A 21,350-nucleotide genomic window follows, 5' to 3' on the forward strand; every position below is an offset into this window, starting at 1 on the left:
CGGGGGGGGGGGGGGGGGGGGGGGGGGGGGGCGGGGGGGGGGGGCGGGGGGGGGGCCCCCCCCCCCCCCAACCCCCCCCGCGGCGACCGGGTGCAGGTGTCCCTGGGCGGCGCCGGCTCACCCCCGGTCGGGGGCGTCCGCGGGATGTGGCAGAATGGCCAGCTGTACTCGACAGCCGCACAGGACCCCTCTCTCCTCCGGCTGACGCGTCCATCGGACACTCGGGTACCGCAACCCCACGCGGCCATCTCGTCGTGTCCAACCCCGTCAAGACCAGGAGACACCACTTCCGTGGCAGTCAAGATCAAGCTGAAGCGTCTGGGCAAGATCCGTTCGCCTCACTACCGCATCGTCGTCGCCGACTCCCGTACCCGCCGTGACGGCCGGGCCATCGAGGAGATCGGTCTGTACCACCCGGTCCAGAACCCCTCGCGCATCGAGGTCGACTCGGACCGCGCGCAGTACTGGCTGGGTGTCGGCGCGCAGCCGACCGAGCCCGTGCTCGCCATCCTGAAGCTCACCGGCGACTGGCAGAAGTTCAAGGGCCTGCCGGCCCCTGCTCCGCTGCTCGTCGCCGAGCCGAAGGCCACGCGCCCGTCCTTCGACGCCCTCGGCGGCGAGGACACGGGCAAGGGTGAGGCCATCACCCAGAAGAAGAAGGCTGAGAAGAAGGACGAGGCTCCGGCCGAGTCCGGGTCGACCGAGGCCTGAGCATGCTCGAGGAGGCTCTCGAGCACCTCGTGAAGGGCATCGTCGACAACCCCGACGACGTGCAGGTCGCCTCGCGCAACCTGCGCCGCGGGCGCGTTCTCGAGGTACGGGTGCACCCCGACGACCTCGGCAAGGTGATCGGCCGCAACGGCCGCACAGCACGCGCCCTGCGCACCGTCGTGGGCGCCATCGGCGGCCGCGGTGTCCGCGTCGACCTCGTCGACGTGGACCACGTCCGCTGACGTAGCACGCAGCACCGGCTCGGGCCGGGGAGGGCTTACGAGCCGTCCCCGGCCCGCAGTCGTCTGCACGCCCCGCGCCGGACGACGCCCACCGCCCACCGCCCCCGAACCGTCCGAAGCAGTTGCCGTCGGACCACGACAGGAGATCAAGCACAGTGCAGCTGGTAGTCGCTCGCGTCGGCCGCGCCCACGGCATCAAGGGCGAGGTCACCGTGGAGGTCCGCACCGACGAGCCCGAACTGCGGCTCGGACCCGGTGCCGTCCTGCTCACCGATCCGGCCTCCGCCGGCCCGCTGACCATCGAGACCGGCCGCGTCCACAGCGGACGCCTCCTGCTGCGCTTCGCCGGTGTGCGCGACCGCAACGGCGCCGAGGCGCTGCGCAACACCCTGCTGATCGCCGAGGTGGACCCGCAGGAGACGCCGGAGGACCCGGACGAGTACTACGACCACCAGCTGATGGACCTCGACGTCGTCACCGCGGACGGCACCGCGGTCGGCCGGATCACCGAGATCTCGCACCTGCCCTCGCAGGACCTCTTCGTGGTGGAGCGCGAGGACGGCACCGAGGTGCTGGTCCCGTTCGTCGAGGAGATCGTCGTCGAGATCGACCTGGAGGAGCAGCGCGCCGTCATCGACCCGCCGCCGGGCCTGATCGACGACCGGGCGGAGATCGCGTCCTCGCGCGACGGCGACGACGGCGAGGGCACCGCGTCCGGCGCCGCGGGAGCGGACGCCTGATGCGCCTCGACGTCGTCACCATCTTCCCCGAGTACCTGGACCCCCTGAACGTCTCCCTGGTCGGCAAGGCGCGTGCACGCGGCCGGCTCGACGTCCACGTGCACGACCTGCGGGAGTGGACCCACGACCGGCACAACACGGTCGACGACACCCCCTACGGCGGCGGTCCCGGCATGGTCATGAAGACCGAGCCCTGGGGCGAGGCCCTCGACTCCGCCCTCGCCGACGGCTACGAGAGCGGCTCCCACGGGCCCGTCCTCGTCGTCCCCACCCCCAGCGGGCGCCCGTTCACCCAGGAACTCGCCGTCGAACTCTCCGAGCGGCCCTGGCTGGTCTTCACGCCCGCGCGCTACGAGGGCATCGACCGCCGCGTCATCGACGAGTACGCGACCCGGATGCCCGTCCACGAGGTGTCCATCGGCGACTACGTGCTCGCGGGCGGCGAGGCCGCCGTACTCGTCGTCACCGAGGCCGTGGCCCGGCTGCTGCCGGGCGTGCTCGGCAACGCCGAGTCCCACCGGGACGACTCCTTCGCCCCCGGGGCCATGGCCAACCTCCTGGAGGGCCCGGTGTACACCAAGCCCCCCGAGTGGCGCGGCCGCGAGATCCCGGACGTCCTGGTCAGCGGCCACCACGGGAAGATCGCGCGCTGGCGGCGCGACGAGGCCCTGCGCCGCACGACGGCGAACCGGCCCGACCTCATCGAGCGCAGCGACCCCGCCGCCTTCGACAAGAAGGACCGCGAGATGCTCTCGATCCTGGGCTGGCGGCCGGGCCCCGACGGCCGATTTGGGCGCAACCCGCAGGCCGTGGAACAATAGGCCGCTGCTCTTTGTCGTCCGGCGTGCGCCCCTGCCACAGGGGGACACGACGCCCGTCCCGACGAGGCAGCATCCTTCACGAATCACTCTCCCGTCGATGACCTGTGGCATCGGCGAAGAAAGCAGACACCATGTCTCACCTGCTCGACACCGTCGACAGCGCCTCGCTGCGCACCGACATCCCGGCCTTCCGCCCGGGCGACACCGTCAACGTCCACGTCCGCGTCATCGAGGGCAACCGCTCCCGTGTGCAGCAGTTCAAGGGCGTTGTCATCCGTCGCCAGGGCGCCGGCGTCCGCGAGACCTTCACGGTCCGCAAGGTCTCGTTCTCCGTCGGCGTGGAGCGCACCTTCCCGGTGCACACCCCGATCGTCGAGAAGATCGAGCTCGTGACCCGCGGTGACGTTCGTCGCGCGAAGCTGTACTACCTCCGTGAGCTGCGCGGCAAGGCCGCGAAGATCAAGGAGAAGCGCGACAACTGATCTCGCGCGGCCACGGTTCCGCCGTGGCCGGCCGAGCCGGCACGACGGTGTCTCAGGGAAGCCGGATAGCATCTGGCCCCGATGGACACCGACGCACAGCACGTGGAGCGCGACCGCTCCTCCCGCCCTTCCGCTTCCGAGGAGACCTCGGACACGGAGCGGCCGGAGGGCCGGTCGCGCTTCGCGTTGGCCGGCCGCGCGGCCGACTGGCTGCCGGGCGGCCGGATCACCCTGAGCGTGCTGGTCCTCCTGGTCTTCCTGCTCCTGGTCAGCCGCTTCGTCATGCAGCCCTTCCAGATTCCGAGCGGTTCGATGGAGCCCGGATTGAGGATCGGGGACCGCGTTCTCGTAAACAAGTTGGCGTACCGTTTCGGTTCCGGACCGCGGCGGGGCGACGTCGTCGTCTTCGACGGCGCCGGATTCTTCGGGAGCGCCGACTACGTCAAGCGCGTCGTCGGGGTAGGGGGAGACCACGTGGTCTGCTGTGACAGGGAGGGGAGACTCGAGGTGAACGACCGGCCGGTCGACGAGTCCGCGTTCCTCCACCGAGGCGACAGGCCATCGGACGCGCCCTTCGACGTCGTGGTGCCCGACGGCTCCCTCTTCGTCCTCGGCGACCACCGCAGCCGCTCCAGCGACTCCCGCGACCGGCTCGGTTCGCCCGGCGGCGGCATGGTCCCCGTCGAGAACGTCATCGGCCGGGCCGACTGGATCGCCTGGCCCGCCGGCCACTGGACCCGGCTGACCCGTCCCGGCGCCTACGCGCGGGTGCCCGCGCCCGGTGGTGCCCGTGGGTAGCCGCGGAAGGCCGCGCGGAGTGCCCGCCGGTGCCGCCGAGAACCTGCTGCCCACCGGCTCCCGCCGTGCCTCGGGGGGAGCGGCGCGGCCCAGTCGGGTGGAGCGGCGCAAGCTCGCGCGCAAGATCAAGCGGCGCAGGCGGCGTTCCGCGGTCAAGGAGATCCCGCTCCTGGTCGGCGTCGCCGTGCTGATCGCCCTGGTCCTGAAGACCTTCCTCGTCCAGGCCTTCGTGATCCCGTCGGGGTCCATGGAGAACACGATCCAGATCGGGGACCGCGTCCTCGTCGACAAGTTCACTCCGTGGTTCGGCTCCGAGCCGGCGCGCGGAGACGTCGTCGTCTTCCGGGACCCCGGCGGCTGGCTCACCGCCGAGGAGACCAGGAAGGGCGACGACCCGGTGGTCGTCAAGCAGTTCAAGCAGGGGCTCACCTTCATCGGCCTGCTGCCGTCCGACAACGAGAAGGACCTCATCAAACGGGTCGTCGGCGTCGGCGGTGACACGGTCAAGTGCTGCGACGCCCAGGGCAGGGTGACCGTGAACGGCACCCCGCTGACCGAGCCGTACATCTTCGCGGGCGACAAACCGTCCGACTTCGCCTTCGAGGTGAAGGTGCCGCAGGGGCGCCTGTTCGTCCTCGGCGACCACCGGGGCAACTCCGCGGACTCCCGCTACCACCGGACCGACAAGTTCAGCGGCACCGTCTCCGAGAAGTCGATCGTCGGCCGCGCCATGGTCATCGGATGGCCCATCGGCCACTGGACGCGGCTGCGGGAACCGAGCACGTTTTCGACCGTGGCCGACGCGCCTGGAGCGTCGGCCGTCGCTTCGGTGCCGTCGCATAGGGTGGCTCCTGCGGATCCAGACGGATTGACCCCGCTCCCGACCCCTGCGGAACTCCCGCTCGTTATGGGAGTGGTGGGCCTGCGCCGAATACGGCGCGGGCGGCGGCACGGAGTGAGGAGTGGATGTGGGGGATGTGGCGGTCGGCGCACGGTCCGGACACGATGGTCCCGAAGGGCAGCCGGAGCGGCCCGACGATGCGGCTGCCCCCGGCGTAGCGGACGGGCCGGGTTCCGGCGGTGGCTCCGAGAACGACGACGCCTCGACGGGGCGTGCCGAGCAGCCCCCCAACGGGAGCAAGCAGCGCTCCTTCTGGAAGGAGCTGCCGATCCTGATCGGCATCGCCCTGGTGCTCGCACTGCTCATCAAGACGTTCCTGGTGCAGGCGTTCTCGATCCCGTCGGACTCGATGCAGAACACCCTCCAGGTCGGTGACCGGGTCCTGGTCGACAAGCTGACACCGTGGTTCGGGTCCGAGCCGGAGCGCGGCGAGGTCGTCGTCTTCCACGACCCGGACAACTGGCTGGCCGGTGAGCCCACGGCCAACCCGAACGCCTTGCAGACCGTCCTCAGCTGGATCGGCCTGATGCCGTCCGCGGAGGAGAAGGACCTGATCAAGCGGGTCATCGGCGTCGGCGGCGACACGATCGAGTGCAAGAACACCGGCCCGCTGACGGTCAACGGCAAGGCGCTGAACGAGTCGTCGTACGTCTACGCCGGGAACACCCCGTGCAGCCAGGACGAGGAAGGCGGCCAGTTCAAGGTCAAGGTCCCCCAGGGCATGATCTGGGTGATGGGCGACCACCGTCAGAACTCGCGCGACTCCCGCTACAACCAGACCGACAAGCACCACGGCATGGTCCCCGTCGACGACGTCGTCGGCCGCGCCATCGTCAGGGCCTGGCCGGTCAACCGCTGGGGCACCCTCCCGGTTCCGGACACCTTCGGCCAGACCGGCCTGGGCGCCCGCGCCGCCGCCCCGGTCACGGCCCCCGGCGCCGTCGCGCTCGTCGGCGCGGTGCCGCTCGTGCTGGTGCGCCGTCGGCGCAAGGCGGCCCGGGGCCGCTGAGGTCCCCGGCACGCAACGGCCCGCGGGGCCGGCCGCTCCGGACGTCTCCGGAGCGGCCGGCCCCCGTCCGTTTGCTGCTCCCGCCCGTCCCGGAGACCGGAGCCGTCCGGGGGAACGCCGCGCGCACCGGAGGTCCGCACACCTCCTCCACATCCGGGCTCGCACGCGTGATCGTTGTCCGAACCATGGGCTGACCGCGGGCCGTACCCCCGGGTAGGGTGCGGACCCATGGGTGGCGAGAGCGCAATACGTACGGCCCCGCGCGGCGGCGGCGCGACCGGGGAGCAGGCGGGCGGCAAGGTCGGACAGCGGTTGTCCGGGCTGGCCGTGGCGCTCGGCCTCGTGCTGTTCCTCGGCGGGTTCGCCTGGGGAGCGGTGCTCTATCTGCCGTACACCGTCCCCACCAGTTCCATGGCGCCGACGATCAAGGTGGGCGACCGGGTCCTCGCCCAGCGCGTCGACGGTGACGAGATCCGCCGCGGTGACGTCGTCGTCTTCAAGGACAAGGCGTGGGTGACCAACGCGTCCGTCGTCAAGCGCGTGGTCGCCGTCGGCGGCGACACCGTCTCCTGCTGCACCAAGGGCAAGCTGACCGTCAACGGCAAGCAGATCGACGAGCCGTACCTGCCCGAGGGCACCCTCGCGGAGATCACGAACTTCCCCACCGTGAAGGTCCCCCAGGGGCGGCTCTTCCTCCTCGGCGACGAGCGGCAGGGCTCCCTCGACTCCACCGCCCACCTCTCGGACGCCGCCGGCGGCACCGTCGCCCGCAGCGCCGTCTCCGCCCGGGTGGACGCCGTCGCCTGGCCCATGGACGGCATGCTCGCGCGCCCCACCGGTTTCGAGGCCCTCGGCCCGCTGTCCCGGCCGGGCCCGCTGCGCACCATCGTCGCCGTGATCGTCGCGGGTGCCGCACTCGTCATGGGCGGCGCGGCCTACGGGCCCCTGGCCAAGCGGGCGGGGCGCCGCCGCACCGGGACGGAGCCCGGCCGTGCCCGCTGAGTCCGACGGCGGCGCGGACGCGCGGCCGGGCGAGGGGCCGCGCAAGGTCGCCCGGGTGGTCCTGCTCGATCCCCGGGACCGGATCCTGCTGCTGCACGGGCACGAGCCGGACGACCCCGCCGACGACTGGTGGTTCACGCCGGGCGGGGGCCTGGAGGGCGACGAGACGCGGGAGCAGGCCGCGCTGCGGGAACTGCGGGAGGAGACCGGGATCACGGAGGTCGACCTGGGCCCGGTGCTGTGGCGGCGGGTCTGCTCCTTCCCCTTCGCGGGACGGCGCTGGCACCAGGACGAGTGGTACTTCCTGGCCCGCACGACCCAGACCGCCACGGTCGCCGCGGGCCTCACCGACCTGGAACGGCGCAGCGTCGCCGGAGCACGTTGGTGGACGTGCCGGGAACTGGCCGAAGCGCATGAGACGGTGTATCCGACCAAGCTCGCCGGGCTGCTCCGCAGGGTGCTCGACGAGGGTCCCCCGGCCACACCCGAGATCCTCGACACGGAAATCGTCTAGGGGCTCCGGGGGCTGGCGCACAATAGGGGGACGCACGGCTGAAGGGGAACATGCCATGAGCGCCGAGGACCTCGAGAAGTACGAGACCGAGATGGAGCTGAAGCTCTATCGCGAGTATCGCGACGTCGTCGGTCTGTTCAAATATGTGATCGAGACCGAACGGCGCTTCTACCTCACCAACGACTACGAGATGCAGGTGCACTCGGTCCAGGGCGAGGTGTTTTTCGAGGTGTCCATGGCGGATGCCTGGGTGTGGGACATGTACCGCCCCGCTCGCTTCGTGAAGCAGGTGCGCGTTCTGACGTTCAAGGACGTGAACATCGAGGAGTTGAACAAGAGCGATCTGGAGCTGCCGGGAGGCTGAGCCCGAAAGAGCGGGACGGCCGGCGCGCCGTCCGGAGTGCGGCACACAGGGCCGGGAACCCACGGGTTCCCGGCCCTGTGCGGTGCCCGCACACTCGGGCGCAACGCGACGATGACCCGTGAGGGTGACGGACTTTTCCCCATCGGCCCCTCCGTCCACCAAGATCCAAAAATCTCGCGGCGCGGCCTCACTGTGGGGGCCGGAGGTGGTGCCGACATGACGACGACCGAGGCACGCGGCGCACTGGGCAGGTACGGAGAGGAACTGGCCGCACGACGGCTGACCGAGACCGGCATGACGGTCCTGGCCCGCAACTGGCGGTGCGGCAGGACGGGCGAGATCGACATCGTGGCCCGGGACGGCGACGCGGTCGTCCTCTGCGAGGTCAAGACCCGCAGGGAGGGCGACTTCCAGCACCCGATGGCGGCCGTGACACCGGCCAAGGCCCGCCGGCTGCGCCGCCTCGCCGAACGCTGGCTCCAGGAACACGGCGGCGCACCGCCCGGCGGGGTGCGCATCGACCTGATCGGCGTCGTCCTGCCCGGCCGGGGCGCACCCGTCGTCGAGCACGCCCGAGGGGTGGTCTGAGATGGGCTTCGCGCGAACGTGTGCGGTGGCGCTGGTGGGAGTCGAGGGCGTCGTCGTCGAGGTCCAGGCCGATCTGGAACCGGGCGTCGCCGCGTTCACGCTGGTGGGGCTCCCCGACAAGAGCCTGAGCGAGAGCCGGGACCGGGTCCGCGCCGCGGTGGTGAACGCCGGGGCGGCGTGGCCGCAGAAGAAGCTCACGGTCGGACTCAGCCCCGCCTCGGTGCCGAAAGGAGGCTCCGGGTTCGACCTCGCCGTCGCGTGCGCCGTGCTCGGCGCCGCCGAGCGGATCGACCCCCGCGTTCTCGCCGACATCGTGATGATCGGGGAACTCGGACTCGACGGACGGGTGCGCCCGGTGCGGGGCATCCTCCCCGCGGTGCTCGCGGCGGCGGACGCCGGATACGAACAGGTGGTCGTCCCCGAGTGCGCCGCCGCCGAGGCGTCGCTCGTGCCGGGGGTCTCGGTCCTGGGTGTGCGCAGCCTGCGCCAGCTCATCGCGGTGCTCGCGGACGAGCCGGTGCCCGAGGAGGACCCCGACGACCGGGGCCGCCCCGACCCGCTGCTCGCCGGCCTGCGCGTGCCGGGGGCCGGGGAGGCCACCGGCCTGTGCGGCGTCGCCGTCCCCGAACACGAGCGGGGGCGGGACCTGGCCGACGTCGTCGGCCAGACGTCGGCCCGCACCGCCATGGAGGTCGCGGCGGCCGGCGGCCACCACGTGTTCCTGCAGGGCCCGCCCGGCGCCGGCAAGACGATGCTCGCCGAGCGGATGCCCGCCCTCCTGCCGCACCTGTCGCGGCAGGAGTCCCTGGAGGTCACGGCGATCCACTCGGTCGCCGGCCTGCTCCCGGCCGGCCAGCCCATGGTCGGCGTCGCTCCGTACTGCGCTCCGCACCACTCCGCGACGATGCAGTCCCTGGTCGGCGGGGGCCGGGGCCTCGCCCGGCCGGGCGCCGTGTCCCTGGCGCACCGGGGGGTGCTCTTCCTCGACGAGGCACCGGAGTTCAGCGGCGTCGTCCTCGACGCCCTGCGGCAGCCGCTGGAGGCGGGACACGTGGTGATCGCCCGCAGCGCGGGGGTCGTGCGGTTCCCCGCGAAGTTCCTGCTGGTGCTGGCCGCCAACCCCTGTCCCTGCGGACGCTTCAGCCTCGTCGGCGACGCCTGCGAGTGCCCGACCTCCGCGATCCGCCGCTATCAGGCACGGCTCTCCGGACCCCTCCTCGACCGGGTCGACCTGAGGGTCGAGGTGGAGCCCGTCAGCCGCTCCGAACTGACCGCCGCCGGTGCCCGGGGCGAGTCCACGAAGACGGTGGCCGAGCGGGTCCTGACCGCGCGCGAGCGGTCCGCCGCCCGCCTCGCGGGGACGCCCTGGCGCAGCAACGGCGAGATCCCGGGCCATGTGCTGCGCAGCCGCTGGCAGGCGGCGCCGGGCGCGATGGACGACGCCGAGCGCGGTCTGGAGCGCGGGCTGCTCACGGCCCGCGGCCTGGACCGGGTGCTGCGCGTCGCGTGGACCGTCGCGGACCTGGCGGGCCACGATCGCCCGGACGCCCGGGACGTGGCCCTGGCCTACCAACTGCGCACCGGCGTCGCGCGCGGCGTGCCGATGACGATCGGGGCGCCCGTATGACGCGCGACGAGCGCGGAGCCCGCGTCATGCTCTCGCGGGTCGTCGAGCCGGGGGACGAGGTCTGCGGACGCTGGATCCGGGAGGTCGGGCCCGTGGAGGCGGTCCGGTGGCTGACCGGCGGCGGGGGACAGCCGCGCGGCATGACGGACGCACGGTGGGCGGGACTGCGCGCCCGCGCCGAGCGCGCCGATCCGGACCGCGACCTCGACCGGGCGCGGGCGGCGGGGGTGCGGTACGTCTGCCCCGGCGAGGCGGAATGGCCCGCACAGCTGGACGACCTGGGCGACGGGCGTCCCGTCGGACTGTGGGTGCGCGGCCCCTCCAGCCTGCGGATGTGGGCCCTGCGGTCCGTCGCGGTCGTCGGCGCCAGGGCCTGCACGGAGTACGGCGCGCACATGGCGGCCGACCTCGGCGCGGGTCTCGCGGAGCGCGGCTGGGTGGTGGTGTCGGGCGGTGCGTACGGCGTCGACGGGGCCGCGCACCGGGGCGCGCTCGCGGCGGGCGGCGCGACCGTCGCCGTACTCGCCTGCGGCGTGGACCGGCCCTACCCGAGCGGGCACGCCCGGCTCATCACGCGGATCGCCGAACAGGGACTCGTGGTGGGGGAGTTGCCGCCCGGCGCGCATCCGACGCCCAGCCGGTTCGTCCTGCGCAACCGTGTCATCGCGGCGCTCACCCGGGGCACCGTGGTCGTCGAGGCGGCATACCGCAGCGGCGCGCTCGTCACCGCGCGTGCGGCACGGCGCCTCGGCCGGTTCACCATGGGGGTGCCGGGGCCGGCCACCAGCTCGCTCTCCGCCGGGGTGCACGAACTGCTCCGTCAGGAGGCGGTCCTGGTGAGCGACGCCGCGGAGGTCGTCGAACTGGTCGGAGAGATCGGCGAACTCGCTCCCGAGCGCCGCGGCCCCGTCCTGCCGCGCGACCTCCTCGCACCGGGCGCCCGATGCGTCCTGGACGCCCTGCCGGCGCGGCGCGTCGCCCCCGTCGACGCGATCGCCCGCGCCGCCGCCACCAGCACCGACGAGGCGATCGCGAGACTGTACGAACTCCGAGCACTTGGATTCGTCGAACGACATGGCGACGGCTGGAAGTTGACACGCCAGGCGACCGCCCCGGTGCGCGATCACCGGGAGGTCCGCTGACCGAGCGTGTTCGGCCGTCCGGGGGAACGCCGACACCCCTGGGGATTACCGCAGTTGGCGTACCCCGGCCGTCACGCACGGCGACCGGGTGAACCTCGGGAGCACTCGCCGGGAGCCGCTTCGCGTGCGGGTGACAGCGACCCCTTCGCACACTGCGACAGGTCAGTCACGCTACGCTCACGAGGATGCGACGCAGGCACACAATCTCGGCATGAGGCCGACAGGCACCCAGGCACCCCCAGTTCACGGCAGAACGGCACAAGGCGACGAATGCCCCAGCACACCTCCGGGTCCGACCGGACGGCGATCCCGCCAGCCGCCCGCGACGGCGGCAGCGTGCGCCCGCCCGCTCCCTCGACACTCGACGAGCTGTGGCGGTCGTACAAGTCGACCGGAGACGAGCGGCTCCGCGAACAGCTGATCCTGCACTACTCGCCGCTGGTGAAGTACGTCGCGGGCCGGGTGAGCGTGGGCCTGCCCGCCAACGTCGAACAGGCGGACTTCGTCTCGTCCGGCGTGTTCGGGCTGATCGACGCCATCGAGAAGTTCGACATCGAGCGCGAGATCAAGTTCGAGACGTACGCCATCACCCGCATCCGCGGCGCGATGATCGACGAACTGCGGGCGCTCGACTGGATTCCCCGCTCCGTCCGGCAGAAGGCACGCAACGTCGAGCGGGCCTACGCGACGCTGGAGGCCCGGCTGCGCCGCACCCCCTCGGAGACGGAGGTCGCCGCCGAACTGGGCATCGCGGTGGACGACCTGCACGCGGTGTTCAGCCAGCTCTCGCTGGCCAACGTGGTCGCCCTGGAGGAACTGCTGCACGTCGGGGGAGAGGGCGGCGACCGTCTCAGCCTGATGGACACGCTGGAGGACACCGCCGCCGACAACCCGGTCGAGGTCGCCGAGGACCGCGAGCTGCGCAGACTCCTGGCGCGGGCGATCAACACCCTCCCCGACCGGGAGAAGACCGTGGTCACGCTGTACTACTACGAGGGCCTGACCCTCGCGGAGATCGGCAACGTCCTCGGCGTGACGGAGAGCCGGGTCAGCCAGATCCACACCAAGTCCGTCCTCCAGCTGCGCGCCAAACTGGCCGGCTTCGGGCGCTGACCTGCACGGTCCCCGTCGGCCTTGTCGGCGGCGGCCGGCCGGAGCGGCACGACCGTCACCCGGCCGGGTGGGCGGAGAGTCTCCCGTATGCCGTGCGCCGTCCGTACAGTGGTCGACGTGCCAAGGATTCGAGCGGCCTCCGTGGCCGAGCACCGGTCGATGCAGCGAGCCGCCCTGCTGGACGCGGCGCGTTCCCTGCTGTCCGAGGGCGGCACGGAGGCGCTGACCTTCCCGGCGCTCGCCGAGCGCACGGGGCTCGCGCGCTCCTCCGTGTACGAGTACTTCCGTTCCCGGGCCGCCGTCGTCGAGGAGCTGTGCGAGGTCGACTTCCCCGTCTGGGCCGCCGAGGTCTCCTCCGCGATGGCCGCGGCCGAGGGGCCCGAGGGCAAGGTCGAGGCGTACGTGCGCCGGCAGCTCGCGCTCGTCGGGGACCGCCGGCACCGGGCCGTGGTCGCCATCTCCGCCGGCGAACTCGACGCGGGCGCCCGCGAGAAGATCCGCGCCGCGCACGGCGGCCTGGTCACGATGATCGGCGAAGCGCTGGCCGCCTTGGGTCACACCGAGCCGCGGCTCGCCGCGATGCTCTTGCAGGGCGTGGTCGACGCCGCCGTCCGCCGCATCGAGCTGGGGGCGGCCGAGGACCCCGCGGCGATCACCGAGGCGGCCGTGGCGATGGCGCTCCGCGGAGTCCGCGGCTGATCCTGGCTGTGGCTGTGGCTGTGGCTGTGGCTGTGGCTGTGGCTGTGGCGACGGCTACGGCCAGCACCCTGGCTATAGGCTGCCGGCTTCCAGCTGCTGCCTGTCGCCGCTTTTCGCCGGATTCCGGCCGCCTCCCGTCGCCAGTCGGCTTCGGCTGCGGGCTGCCACCGGTCCGCTTACCGTCCTCCGCCGCTTCCTGTCTCCCGCCCGCTGCCGGCCGCGTCACGGGACGCCTGGGCGACGTCGTTCGGGCCGAGGCGCTCGGCGACCGGGGCCGGGCGGCAGGCCCCGCGGACCGGCAGGCCCTCCTCCCGTCGGCTCCCGGTCCGCATGCCCGGTGCCGGCCGCGCTCCGCGCCGATCACGTATCACCAGCAACCAGCAACCAGCAACCAGCAACCAGCCACCAGCCACCAGCCACAGGTCACCAGCCACAGGTCACCGGTCACGGGCCACCGGTCAAGGGCCACCGCTCACCGGTCGTCGGGTCCCGCCGACCGGATGCGTCGGCGGGCTCGTTCCGGGACGCCCCGTCCTCACCGGCACCGGCACCGGCACCGGCGCCGGGGCGGTCAGGCGAGCGGCAGCAGGCGGGACGGGCCGAGGCGCAGCAGCCAGGGCGGGAGGAGAGACAGCGGGTTCAGGTACGTCGTGCCTCTGAGCAGGCCCCAGTGCAGGCAGGACACCGGCCCGCAGTGCCCGTCGCGCGGCTCCTCCACGGTGCCGAGCACCGCGCCCGCGAGCACCTCGTCCCCCTGACGCGCCGACGCCAGCACCGGACCGTACGTCGTCCGCAGGGGAGGGGTCCCGGTGCCCGCCAGTTCCACCGACACGATCCCCCGCCCCGCCACCCGCCCGGCGAAGGAAACCCGGCCCGGGGCGACCGCGCGCACCTCCGTACCCGGGGGCGCCTCCAGATCGACGCCCCGGTGGCCGCGGGAGTAGGGCGTCGCCGGGGGCTCCCAGCCCCGCACGACCGGCGGCCGGCGTCCCACCGGCCAGGTCCGGCCGAGCGCCGGGACCGCGGGGTCGCCCGCGGGAGGCGCGGGCGCCGGCACGGGTGCCGTCCCGCCGGGGCGTGCTTCCGCCGGGGAAGCGGAGCCGGCCCCGCCCGGCTCGTCGTCCACCCGTGGTCCGCGCTCCGGGACACCACCGGTGCCGGCCGGCGGCGCTTCCACGTCGGCCCCGGGTGGTCCCGTGCCGGCCCCTGGCGGTCCTGTCGCACCGCCCGTCCCGGCCGCGTGCGGGGCCGCCGGGCCGAGGGCCGGCGACGAGGTGGTCGCCGGGGCGCCGGGCGCCCGGAGACGGGCGGGGGCCGATGGTGCGGCGGGACCGCCCGAGGCCGGCATCGCGGCGATCAAGGCCGGGGACAGCGGCCCGGACGGCCGGTGCGCGACCGGGGGACGGGCCGGGGCGGGAGCGGCCAGGACGGCCGAGACGGCGAGGGCCAGGGGCAGGGCCAGGCCGAGCGGTGGCCCCGACCGGGTACGCGGAGATCGGTTCGGTCGCATGCGGGAACCGTCCCGCATCGGGCGGATCGCGGTCGGGATCTGTGGAGTACCGGCCGGTTGTGGACAGCGGCGTCACCCGGCCCCTCTCGGGTCCCGTACACTTCTGATGGCGATCCGGGTCACCGGGTCGACTTCGCACGCCCCGACATCTGGTCCTCCGTACCGGTGTCAGCGCCTCTCGGTCCTCTGTGGCACGGCGCATCGCGGGCGTCAGGCGCGTGAGCCGTCCGGCACACGCGGCACAACCGAGAAAACCGAGGAGAACGGCCATGGCCGTCGTCACGATGCGGGAGCTGCTGGAAAGCGGCGTCCACTTCGGTCACCAGACCCGTCGTTGGAACCCGAAGATGAAGCGCTTCATCTTCACGGAGCGCAACGGCATCTACATCATCGACCTGCTCCAGTCGCTGTCGTACATCGACCGCGCCTACGAGTTCGTCAAGGAGACCGTCGCCCACGGCGGCACGGTCATGTTCGTCGGCACGAAGAAGCAGGCGCAGGAGGCCATCGCCGAGCAGGCCACCCGCGTCGGCATGCCCTACGTCAACCAGCGCTGGCTGGGCGGCATGCTCACCAACTTCTCGACCGTCTACAAGCGTCTGCAGCGCCTCAAGGAGCTCGAGCAGATCGACTTCGAGGACGTCGCGGCCTCGGGTCTCACCAAGAAGGAGCTTCTCGTGCTCTCGCGCGAGAAGGCCAAGCTGGAGAAGACCCTCGGCGGTATCCGCGAGATGCAGAAGGTGCCCAGCGCCGTCTGGATCGTGGACACCAAGAAGGAGCACATCGCGGTCGGCGAGGCCCGGAAGCTCAACATCCCGGTCGTCGCCATCCTCGACACCAACTGCGACCCCGACGAGGTCGACTACAAGATTCCGGGCAACGACGACGCGATCCGCTCCGTCACCCTGCTCACCCGCGTGATCGCCGACGCCGTCGCCGAGGGCCTCATCGCCCGCTCCGGCGCCGGCAAGGCCAGCGAGGGTGACAAGGCCGCCGGCGAGCCGCTGGCCGCGTGGGAGCGCGACCTGCTCGAGGGTGAGAAGAAGGCCGACGAGGCCGAGGTCCAGACCTCCGCCGAGACGGAGAAGGTCGCCGACGCCGAGCAGGCCGACGCGCCCGCCGCCGCCGCCGAGGCGGAGGCCGCCGAGGCCCCGGCCGCCGAGGCTCCGGCCGCCGAGCAGGCCTGACCCTCACCCCTTCGGGTTGACGAACGGCGGGGGCCCACGAAGCCCCCGCCGTTCGTCCCGTAGATCTTCAGACTTCGAGAGAGATTCCAGGAATCATGGCGAACTACACCGCCGCCGACGTCAAGAAGCTCCGTGAGCTCACCGGCGCCGGCATGATGGACTGCAAGAAGGCGCTGGACGAGGCCGACGGCAGCGTCGACAAGGCCGTCGAGGCCCTGCGCATCAAGGGCCAGAAGGGCGTCGCCAAGCGCGAGGGCCGCTCCGCCGAGAACGGCGCCGTGGTCTCCATCATCGCTGACGACAACTCCTCCGGCGTCCTGGTCGAGCTGAAGTGCGAGACGGACTTCGTCGCCAAGGGTGACAAGTTCCAGGCCGTCGCCCACCAGATCGCCCAGCACGTCACCGCCACCTCCCCGGCGGACCTCGACGCGCTCCTCGGCTCCGAGATCGAGCCGGGCAAGACGGTCCAGGCGTTCGTCGACGAGGCCAACGCCAACCTGGGCGAGAAGATCGTCCTGGACCGCTTCGCCCAGTTCTCCGGCACGTACGTGACCGCGTACATGCACCGCACCATGCCCGACCTGCCCCCGCAGATCGGTGTTCTGGTCGAGCTGGACAAGGCCGACGCCGACCTCGCCAAGGGGATCGCCCAGCACATCGCCGCCTTCGCGCCGAAGTACCTCTCCCGTGAGGACGTCCCGGCCGAGGTCGTCGAGACCGAGCGTCGCGTCGCCGAGGAGACCACCCGCGCCGAGGGCAAGCCCGAGGCCGCCCTCCCCAAGATCGTCGAGGGTCGCGTCAACGGCTTCTTCAAGGAGGCCACGCTCCTCGGCCAGCCGTACGCGCTCGACAACAAGAAGTCCGTCCAGAAGGTTCTGGACGAGGCCGGTGTCACCCTGAAGCGCTTCACGCGCATCAAGGTCGGCATCTGAGTCCGTACCGCGATCGACGCGCGACCCCTATAGGGTCGACAGCAGTCGTCCGCGGACGCCGGCACCCACGCGCGCGCGGCGGACGACAGCAGATCTGACGAGGAGGCCATTGCCGAGCACGGGATGCGAACACACCCCACCGGCAATGGCCTTCTTCGTATGTGCACCACGAGGAGACCTCCATGACCACCACCCCGGCCGACAAGGGCGACAAGAGCGACGACGGCAAAGGCGCGGGACGCTTTCTGCTGAAGCTTTCCGGTGAGGCGTTCGCCGGTGGCGGCGGACTGGGCGTCGACCCCGACGTGGTGCACAAGATCGCCCGCGAGATCGCGGCCGTCGTGCGCGGCGGAGCCCAGATCGCCGTCGTGATCGGCGGCGGCAACTTCTTCCGCGGCGCCGAGCTCCAGCAGCGCGGCATGGACCGGGCCCGCTCCGACTACATGGGCATGCTCGGCACCGTGATGAACTGCCTCGCCCTCCAGGACTTCCTGGAGAAGGAGGGCATCGACAGCCGCGTCCAGACCGCCATCACGATGGGGCAGGTCGCGGAGCCGTACATCCCGCTGCGGGGCGTGCGGCACCTGGAGAAGGGGCGCGTGGTCATCTTCGGCGCCGGCATGGGCATGCCGTACTTCTCCACCGACACCACGGCGGCCCAGCGCGCCCTGGAGATCGACGCCGAGGCGCTGCTCATGGGCAAGAACGGCGTGGACGGCGTGTACGACTCCGACCCGAAGACCAACCCCGGGGCGGTCAAGTTCGACTCCCTCAGCTACGGCGAGGTCATCACCCGGGACCTCAAGGTCGCCGACATGACGGCCATCACGCTGTGCCGGGACAACAAGCTGCCGATCCTGGTCTTCGAGCTCCTGGCGGAGGGCAATATCGCGCGGGCCGTCAAGGGTGAGAAGATCGGCACACTCGTCGGCGACCAGACCGGCCAGGCCTGACGGGGACCCTCCCGGCCGGGTACGAGCCCCGGACGGGACGGACCCCGACCGGGGGATGGACAATGTCCCGCCGGTCCGGAACCGTGCAGGAACAAGACGCGACGCAGCCGGCCGCCGACCCCGACGAGGAACAGCTGCCGGGCCTACTCAAGACACGCAGGAGCAAGTGGTGATCGAAGAGACCCTCCTCGAGGCCGAGGAGAAGATGGAGAAGGCCGTCGTGGTCGCCAAGGAGGACTTCGCCGCGATCCGCACCGGCCGTGCGCACCCGGCGATGTTCAACAAGATCGTGGCCGACTACTACGGCGCGCTGACGCCGATCAACCAGCTGGCCTCGTTCTCCGTGCCGGAGCCGCGCATGGCCGTGGTGACCCCGTTCGACAAGAGCGCGATGCGCAACATCGAGCAGGCGATCCGCGACTCCGACCTGGGCGTCAACCCCAGCAACGACGGCAACATCATCCGGGTGACGTTCCCCGAGCTGACGGAGGAGCGCCGCAAGGAGTACATCAAGGTCGCGCGGGCCAAGGGCGAGGACGCCAAGGTCTCGATCCGTTCCGTGCGCCGCAAGGCCAAGGACGCCCTCGACAAGCTCGTCAAGGACAAGGAGTCCGGCGAGGACGAGGTCCGCCGTGCGGAGAAGGAACTCGACGACACCACGGCGAAGTACGTCGCCCAGGTGGACGAGCTCCTGAAGCACAAGGAAGCGGAGCTGCTCGAGGTCTGATGAACGACTCTTCCTGGGGGGCGCCGCCACAAGCCGGGTACTGGGGGCCGTCCGAGCAGGGGCCTGTCCAGGGGGCGGCCCCGGCGGGTCCCACGTACGATGCGCAGGACGCGCAGCACACTCGGCCCATGCCCAACGTGCCCGCACACGGCGGAGACCAGGATGACGACCCGGGGGCCGCTCGGACGGGCGGTCCCCTGTTCCACGACGACGCACCGTCGACGGCGCCCTACGGGGAGCCGTCGCACAACCCGCAGAGCCCGCAGGAGCCCATGCCCAGCGCCGCCCCCCAGCCCGCCCCCGCACCTCAGAAGAAGAGTGCGGGACGCGACCTGGGCGCGGCCATAGGAGTGGGCGTCGGGCTCGGCGCGGTGATCGTCGCCTCGTTGTTCGTCGTCAAGGCCGTCTTCGTCGGAGTGATAGCGGTGGCCGTGGTGGTGGGGCTCTGGGAGCTCACCTCGCGGCTGGAGGAGCGCAAGGGCATCAAGGCGCCCCTGGTGCCGCTCGCGGTCGGTGGCGCGGCCATGGTCGTCGCCGGGTACGTGCGCGGTGCCGAGGGTGCATGGGTCGCCATGGCCCTGACGGCGCTCGCCGTCCTGGTCTGGCGCATGACCGAACCGCCGGAGGGCTATCTCAAGGACGTCACGGCGGGGGTCTTCGCCGCCTTCTACGTGCCGTTCCTCGCGACCTTCGTGGCCATGATGCTGACGGCCGACGACGGCCCGCGCCGTGTCCTGACCTTCCTGCTCCTGACGGTGGTCAGCGACACCGGTGCGTACGCCGTCGGCTGGCGCTTCGGCAAGAACAAGCTGGCGCCGCGCATCAGCCCCGGCAAGACCCGCGAGGGGCTCTTCGGGGCGATCGCCTTCGCGATGGCCGCGGGTGCGCTGTGCATGCAGTTCCTCATCGACGACGGCACCTGGCGGCAGGGCCTGGTCATCGGCCTGGCCGTCGCGGCCAGTGCCACGCTCGGCGACCTGGGCGAGTCGATGATCAAGCGGGACCTGGGCATCAAGGACATGGGCACGCTGCTGCCGGGCCACGGCGGGATCATGGACCGGCTGGACTCGCTGCTGCCCACGGCGCCGGTGGTCTGGCTGCTGCTGGTCCTCTTCGTCGGTTCCGGCTGACGGCCGGCGCGTCCCGCGGACGCTTTCCCGCACGCCCGCGTGCGACGACACCGCCCCTCGCGGTCGGATGAACACCCCAGGGTGATCGGACGGCCGGGAGGGGCGGTGTCGTCGTTCCGGCGGACCCGGCGCGGTCAGCCGGGGCGGTAGGTGTGGGGTGGTCCTTCCTGCCAGTGCACCCACGCCGGGTCGTCGAGGAGGTCCTCCGCGTCCGGGAGCCCCGCCCGGCGCAGGAACTCGACGAGGTCGGCGTCGCTGTGGGCGAGGCCGGCGTCCCGGGTGCGGATGGTGACGCGACGGCCACCGGTGCGGGCGGGCCGGCCCACGACGATCGGGGTGGCGGGGGTGTCCGAGGCGTCGGGGTCGGCGGGTTGGCGTGACACGTTGTCGTACACGAGTTCGATTCTAGGGGGGAGGGCGCCGCGGGGGACCGCGCGGGGCCGAGGGGGCGCGTGGTCCCCCTCGGGCGGGCGCCGCCGACGCCGCCGCCGGCCCGCGCCGCGTCACCCAGCGGACCGGCCTCCGCCCGTGATCCCGCCCGCCGGCGGAGGTGATCGCACCCACCCACCGGCGGGCCGGGCCGGTGGTGTCGATCTGCGACACTGGAGGGGTTATGCCGAAGCCCGGAGAACTGATCTCCCATGGGCGTGAAGAAGCCCCCTACCAGCGGTTTTGTCGCCAGTAGGGGGCCGTCTTGTGCCCGGTGGGCCGTCTCTGGGCCGTCAGGGCTCCTGGGCCGTGCCGAAGACGTCGTCCAGAGCCCGGCGAGCTCGCTCACGGCTGCTGGGCATCAGGTGGGCGTACACCCGCAGCGTCATCGCCGGATCGGCATGGCCGAGGTACTCGCTCACGGCCTTGATGCTCTCGCCCGCGTCCAGGAGGACCGAGGCGTAGAAGTGACGAAGGGCGTGCATCCCGTGCTGCCGGGCGGAGGCGTATGGCTTCCCGGGGTCCGGCGTCGGGATGAGGCCGGCCGCAGCGAGGGCGCGCTTCCACTCGTGGAAGTTGAAGTTGCTGCGCCAGACGATGCCGCCGACCGTGTTCGTGAAGATCAGACGCCGCTCGGTGAGCGGGCCGTCCGGCCTGCCCCACGGAAGCTTGATGCCCACGGGCGGGTGATTCTTCATGTGCTGCCGTAGGGCAGAGGCCACCAGGGTCGGCAGCGGTACGTCCCGTTCCTTGTTGCCCTTGGGCGGAGCGAAGACCGCGACGCCTCGGATCAGCTTGACCTGAGTGGTGACCCGCAGCGTGTCGCCGTCGAGCTGTACGGCGTCCTCCGACAGACCGATGATCTCGCCCTGACGCAGACCGCAGCCACTGCCGACGGAGACCATGGCCTGGTACCGCTCGGGCAGAGCGTCGCGGACCGCAGTCACTTGGGAAGGGATCCACGGCACGACCCGGGCAGTCGAGACGGCCGGCGGGCGGACGGATGCGGCCGAGCACGGATTCCGGGCGAGGTGGCCGTCATCCACGGCGGCCGACAGGACCGCGCGGACGTTGGCGTAGATGTTGCGGGCGTAGCTGCCGCCTATCGTCGAGTCGACCTCCAGGTCGCGCACGAACTCGCGGATGTGGACCGGCCGGAAGGACCCGAGCGGACGCGCCCCCATGCGAGGGAAGGCGTGCAGCCGAAGCCGGGTTTCCACTCCGATGCGCGTGTTCAGGTCGGTCGTCTGGCCCGTGATCCAGCGCTCCGCGTACTGCTGGAAGGTCATGCGGGCGGCCTTGGGGTCGACGTACTGACCACGAGACATGTCGGCCGCCGTCTCGGCCAGCCACTCTTCAGCCTTGCGCTTCTGGCGGTCGGGGAAGGACCGGCTTTTCTCGGTGCCGTCGGGACCGACGTATCGGGCCCGGTAGCGAAGGCCGCCGCCGTAGCGGTCGGTCTTGACCTTTACAGGCTTGCCGTCCGGACCCGATTCGGTCTTGTACCAGCGGTCCTGGATGTGCCCGGCCATCAGGCAGCCTCCTCAATCTGGGAGTCCACCCAGGCCCGTACGTCGTTCGGGTCGAAGCGCAGGTGCCGGCCGACACGGAAGCCGCGGGGGCCGGTGTGCTTGCGGCGCCACTGGTAGACCGTCTCGACGCTGGGCAACTCGAACATGTTCACCAGGTCGTCAGGGGTGAGGAAGCGGCGCGGCAACTCAGAAGCCAT

24 protein-coding genes and 1 pseudogene are annotated in these 21,350 nt (G+C 72.0%); 21 read left to right on the plus strand and 4 right to left on the minus strand.

Translation table 11 applies throughout. The features are described 5' to 3' along the window. Nucleotides 1–291 precede the first annotated feature (291 nt). From rpsP to ACGFS9_RS20620, 16 genes and pseudogenes are all read left to right on the plus strand, one after another. Nucleotides 292–711, plus strand: a complete 420-nt coding sequence (gene rpsP / locus ACGFS9_RS20545) for a 30S ribosomal protein S16 (protein WP_393255001.1) — start codon at nt 292–294, stop codon at nt 709–711. Between the two features lie 2 nt (nt 712–713). Continuing rightward, complete coding sequence (locus tag ACGFS9_RS20550) at nt 714–953, plus strand: RNA-binding protein (protein ID WP_003973401.1); 240 nt, start codon at nt 714–716, stop codon at nt 951–953. A gap of 155 nt (nt 954–1,108) precedes the next feature. Further along, the gene (gene rimM / locus ACGFS9_RS20555) at nt 1,109–1,693 is read left to right on the plus strand and encodes a ribosome maturation factor RimM (RefSeq protein WP_393255002.1); all 585 of its coding nucleotides are present in this window, start codon (nt 1,109–1,111) and stop codon (nt 1,691–1,693) included. Then, a complete protein-coding gene (trmD, locus tag ACGFS9_RS20560; RefSeq protein WP_393255004.1) occupies nt 1,693–2,514 on the plus strand; it encodes a tRNA (guanosine(37)-N1)-methyltransferase TrmD in 822 nt (273 codons plus the stop codon). The genes rimM and trmD overlap by 1 nt, the downstream gene beginning before the upstream one ends. A 131-nt stretch (nt 2,515–2,645) precedes the next feature. Continuing rightward, on the plus strand, nt 2,646–2,996 hold the full coding sequence (gene rplS, locus ACGFS9_RS20565; RefSeq protein ID WP_007384968.1) for a 50S ribosomal protein L19: 351 nt from the start codon (nt 2,646–2,648) through the stop codon (nt 2,994–2,996). A gap of 81 nt (nt 2,997–3,077) precedes the next feature. After that, nucleotides 3,078–3,794: a signal peptidase I gene (gene lepB, locus ACGFS9_RS20570; RefSeq protein WP_393255006.1), complete on the plus strand. Its 717-nt coding sequence runs from the start codon at nt 3,078–3,080 to the stop codon at nt 3,792–3,794. A gap of 184 nt (nt 3,795–3,978) precedes the next feature. Next, nucleotides 3,979–4,485 (plus strand): annotated as a pseudogene (gene lepB, locus ACGFS9_RS20575) (signal peptidase I); the annotation flags it as partial. A gap of 277 nt (nt 4,486–4,762) precedes the next feature. Further along, nucleotides 4,763–5,704 (plus strand): signal peptidase I, encoded by a 942-nt coding sequence (gene lepB, locus ACGFS9_RS20580; protein ID WP_393255008.1) that lies wholly within the window; start codon nt 4,763–4,765, stop codon nt 5,702–5,704. A gap of 228 nt (nt 5,705–5,932) precedes the next feature. Beyond that, entirely contained in the window at nt 5,933–6,706 is a 774-nt protein-coding gene (gene lepB, locus ACGFS9_RS20585; protein ID WP_393255010.1) for a signal peptidase I, read from the plus strand. Then, a complete protein-coding gene (locus ACGFS9_RS20590; protein ID WP_393255011.1) occupies nt 6,696–7,220 on the plus strand; it encodes an NUDIX hydrolase in 525 nt (174 codons plus the stop codon). Before lepB (ACGFS9_RS20585) ends, ACGFS9_RS20590 begins: the two co-directional genes overlap by 11 nt. Nucleotides 7,221–7,275: 55 nt before the next feature. Next, on the plus strand, nt 7,276–7,584 hold the full coding sequence (locus tag ACGFS9_RS20595; protein WP_003965949.1) for a DUF2469 domain-containing protein: 309 nt from the start codon (nt 7,276–7,278) through the stop codon (nt 7,582–7,584). 216 nt (nt 7,585–7,800) lie between these two features. After that, the gene (locus ACGFS9_RS20600; protein ID WP_393255012.1) at nt 7,801–8,172 is read left to right on the plus strand and encodes a YraN family protein; all 372 of its coding nucleotides are present in this window, start codon (nt 7,801–7,803) and stop codon (nt 8,170–8,172) included. A 1-nt stretch (nt 8,173) separates the two neighbouring features. Beyond that, nucleotides 8,174–9,799, plus strand: coding sequence for a YifB family Mg chelatase-like AAA ATPase (locus ACGFS9_RS20605; protein WP_393255014.1), 1,626 nt, complete (start codon nt 8,174–8,176; stop codon nt 9,797–9,799). After that, on the plus strand, nt 9,796–10,941 hold the full coding sequence (dprA, locus tag ACGFS9_RS20610; protein WP_393255015.1) for a DNA-processing protein DprA: 1,146 nt from the start codon (nt 9,796–9,798) through the stop codon (nt 10,939–10,941). Before ACGFS9_RS20605 ends, dprA begins: the two co-directional genes overlap by 4 nt. 270 nt (nt 10,942–11,211) lie before the next feature. Continuing rightward, the gene (gene whiG, locus ACGFS9_RS20615) at nt 11,212–12,054 is read left to right on the plus strand and encodes an RNA polymerase sigma factor WhiG (protein ID WP_393255017.1); all 843 of its coding nucleotides are present in this window, start codon (nt 11,212–11,214) and stop codon (nt 12,052–12,054) included. 141 nt (nt 12,055–12,195) lie between these two features. Continuing rightward, entirely contained in the window at nt 12,196–12,753 is a 558-nt protein-coding gene (locus ACGFS9_RS20620; RefSeq protein WP_393255140.1) for a TetR/AcrR family transcriptional regulator, read from the plus strand. A 571-nt stretch (nt 12,754–13,324) separates the two neighbouring features. Here the strand turns inward: ACGFS9_RS20620 and ACGFS9_RS20625 are convergent. After that, nucleotides 13,325–13,879: a peptidoglycan DD-metalloendopeptidase family protein gene (locus ACGFS9_RS20625; protein WP_393255018.1), complete on the minus strand. Its 555-nt coding sequence runs from the start codon at nt 13,877–13,879 to the stop codon at nt 13,325–13,327. Nucleotides 13,880–14,532: 653 nt separating this feature from the next. Here ACGFS9_RS20625 and rpsB point away from each other — a divergent pair. From rpsB to ACGFS9_RS20650, 5 genes are all read left to right on the plus strand, one after another. Continuing rightward, nucleotides 14,533–15,450: a 30S ribosomal protein S2 gene (rpsB, locus tag ACGFS9_RS20630; RefSeq protein ID WP_393255019.1), complete on the plus strand. Its 918-nt coding sequence runs from the start codon at nt 14,533–14,535 to the stop codon at nt 15,448–15,450. Nucleotides 15,451–15,545: 95 nt separating this feature from the next. Beyond that, complete coding sequence (gene tsf, locus ACGFS9_RS20635; protein ID WP_393255021.1) at nt 15,546–16,382, plus strand: translation elongation factor Ts; 837 nt, start codon at nt 15,546–15,548, stop codon at nt 16,380–16,382. 182 nt (nt 16,383–16,564) lie between these two features. Next, a complete protein-coding gene (gene pyrH, locus ACGFS9_RS20640; protein ID WP_393255022.1) occupies nt 16,565–17,335 on the plus strand; it encodes a UMP kinase in 771 nt (256 codons plus the stop codon). A gap of 169 nt (nt 17,336–17,504) precedes the next feature. Further along, nucleotides 17,505–18,062, plus strand: coding sequence for a ribosome recycling factor (gene frr, locus ACGFS9_RS20645; RefSeq protein ID WP_393255023.1), 558 nt, complete (start codon nt 17,505–17,507; stop codon nt 18,060–18,062). Then, nucleotides 18,062–19,192 carry a phosphatidate cytidylyltransferase gene (locus ACGFS9_RS20650; protein WP_393255025.1) on the plus strand — a complete coding sequence of 377 codons (1,131 nt, stop codon included), beginning with the start codon at nt 18,062–18,064 and terminating at the stop codon, nt 19,190–19,192. Before frr ends, ACGFS9_RS20650 begins: the two co-directional genes overlap by 1 nt. Before the next feature lie 134 nt (nt 19,193–19,326). Here the strand turns inward: ACGFS9_RS20650 and ACGFS9_RS20655 are convergent, their stop codons facing one another. The 3 genes from ACGFS9_RS20655 to ACGFS9_RS20665 all read right to left on the minus strand — a co-directional run bounded on the left by ACGFS9_RS20655 (nt 19,327) and on the right by ACGFS9_RS20665 (nt 21,350). Next, the gene (locus ACGFS9_RS20655; protein WP_393255027.1) at nt 19,327–19,587 is read right to left on the minus strand and encodes a hypothetical protein; all 261 of its coding nucleotides are present in this window, start codon (nt 19,585–19,587) and stop codon (nt 19,327–19,329) included. A 327-nt stretch (nt 19,588–19,914) separates the two neighbouring features. Then, nucleotides 19,915–21,153 (minus strand): site-specific integrase, encoded by a 1,239-nt coding sequence (locus ACGFS9_RS20660; protein WP_358748888.1) that lies wholly within the window; start codon nt 21,151–21,153, stop codon nt 19,915–19,917. Next, entirely contained in the window at nt 21,153–21,350 is a 198-nt protein-coding gene (locus ACGFS9_RS20665) for a helix-turn-helix domain-containing protein (RefSeq protein WP_358748886.1), read from the minus strand. Before ACGFS9_RS20665 ends, ACGFS9_RS20660 begins: the two co-directional genes overlap by 1 nt.

Origin of the sequence: Streptomyces sp. NPDC048566 (assembly GCF_043199735.1) — a bacterium.
Taxonomy (GTDB): domain Bacteria; phylum Actinomycetota; class Actinomycetes; order Streptomycetales; family Streptomycetaceae; genus Streptomyces.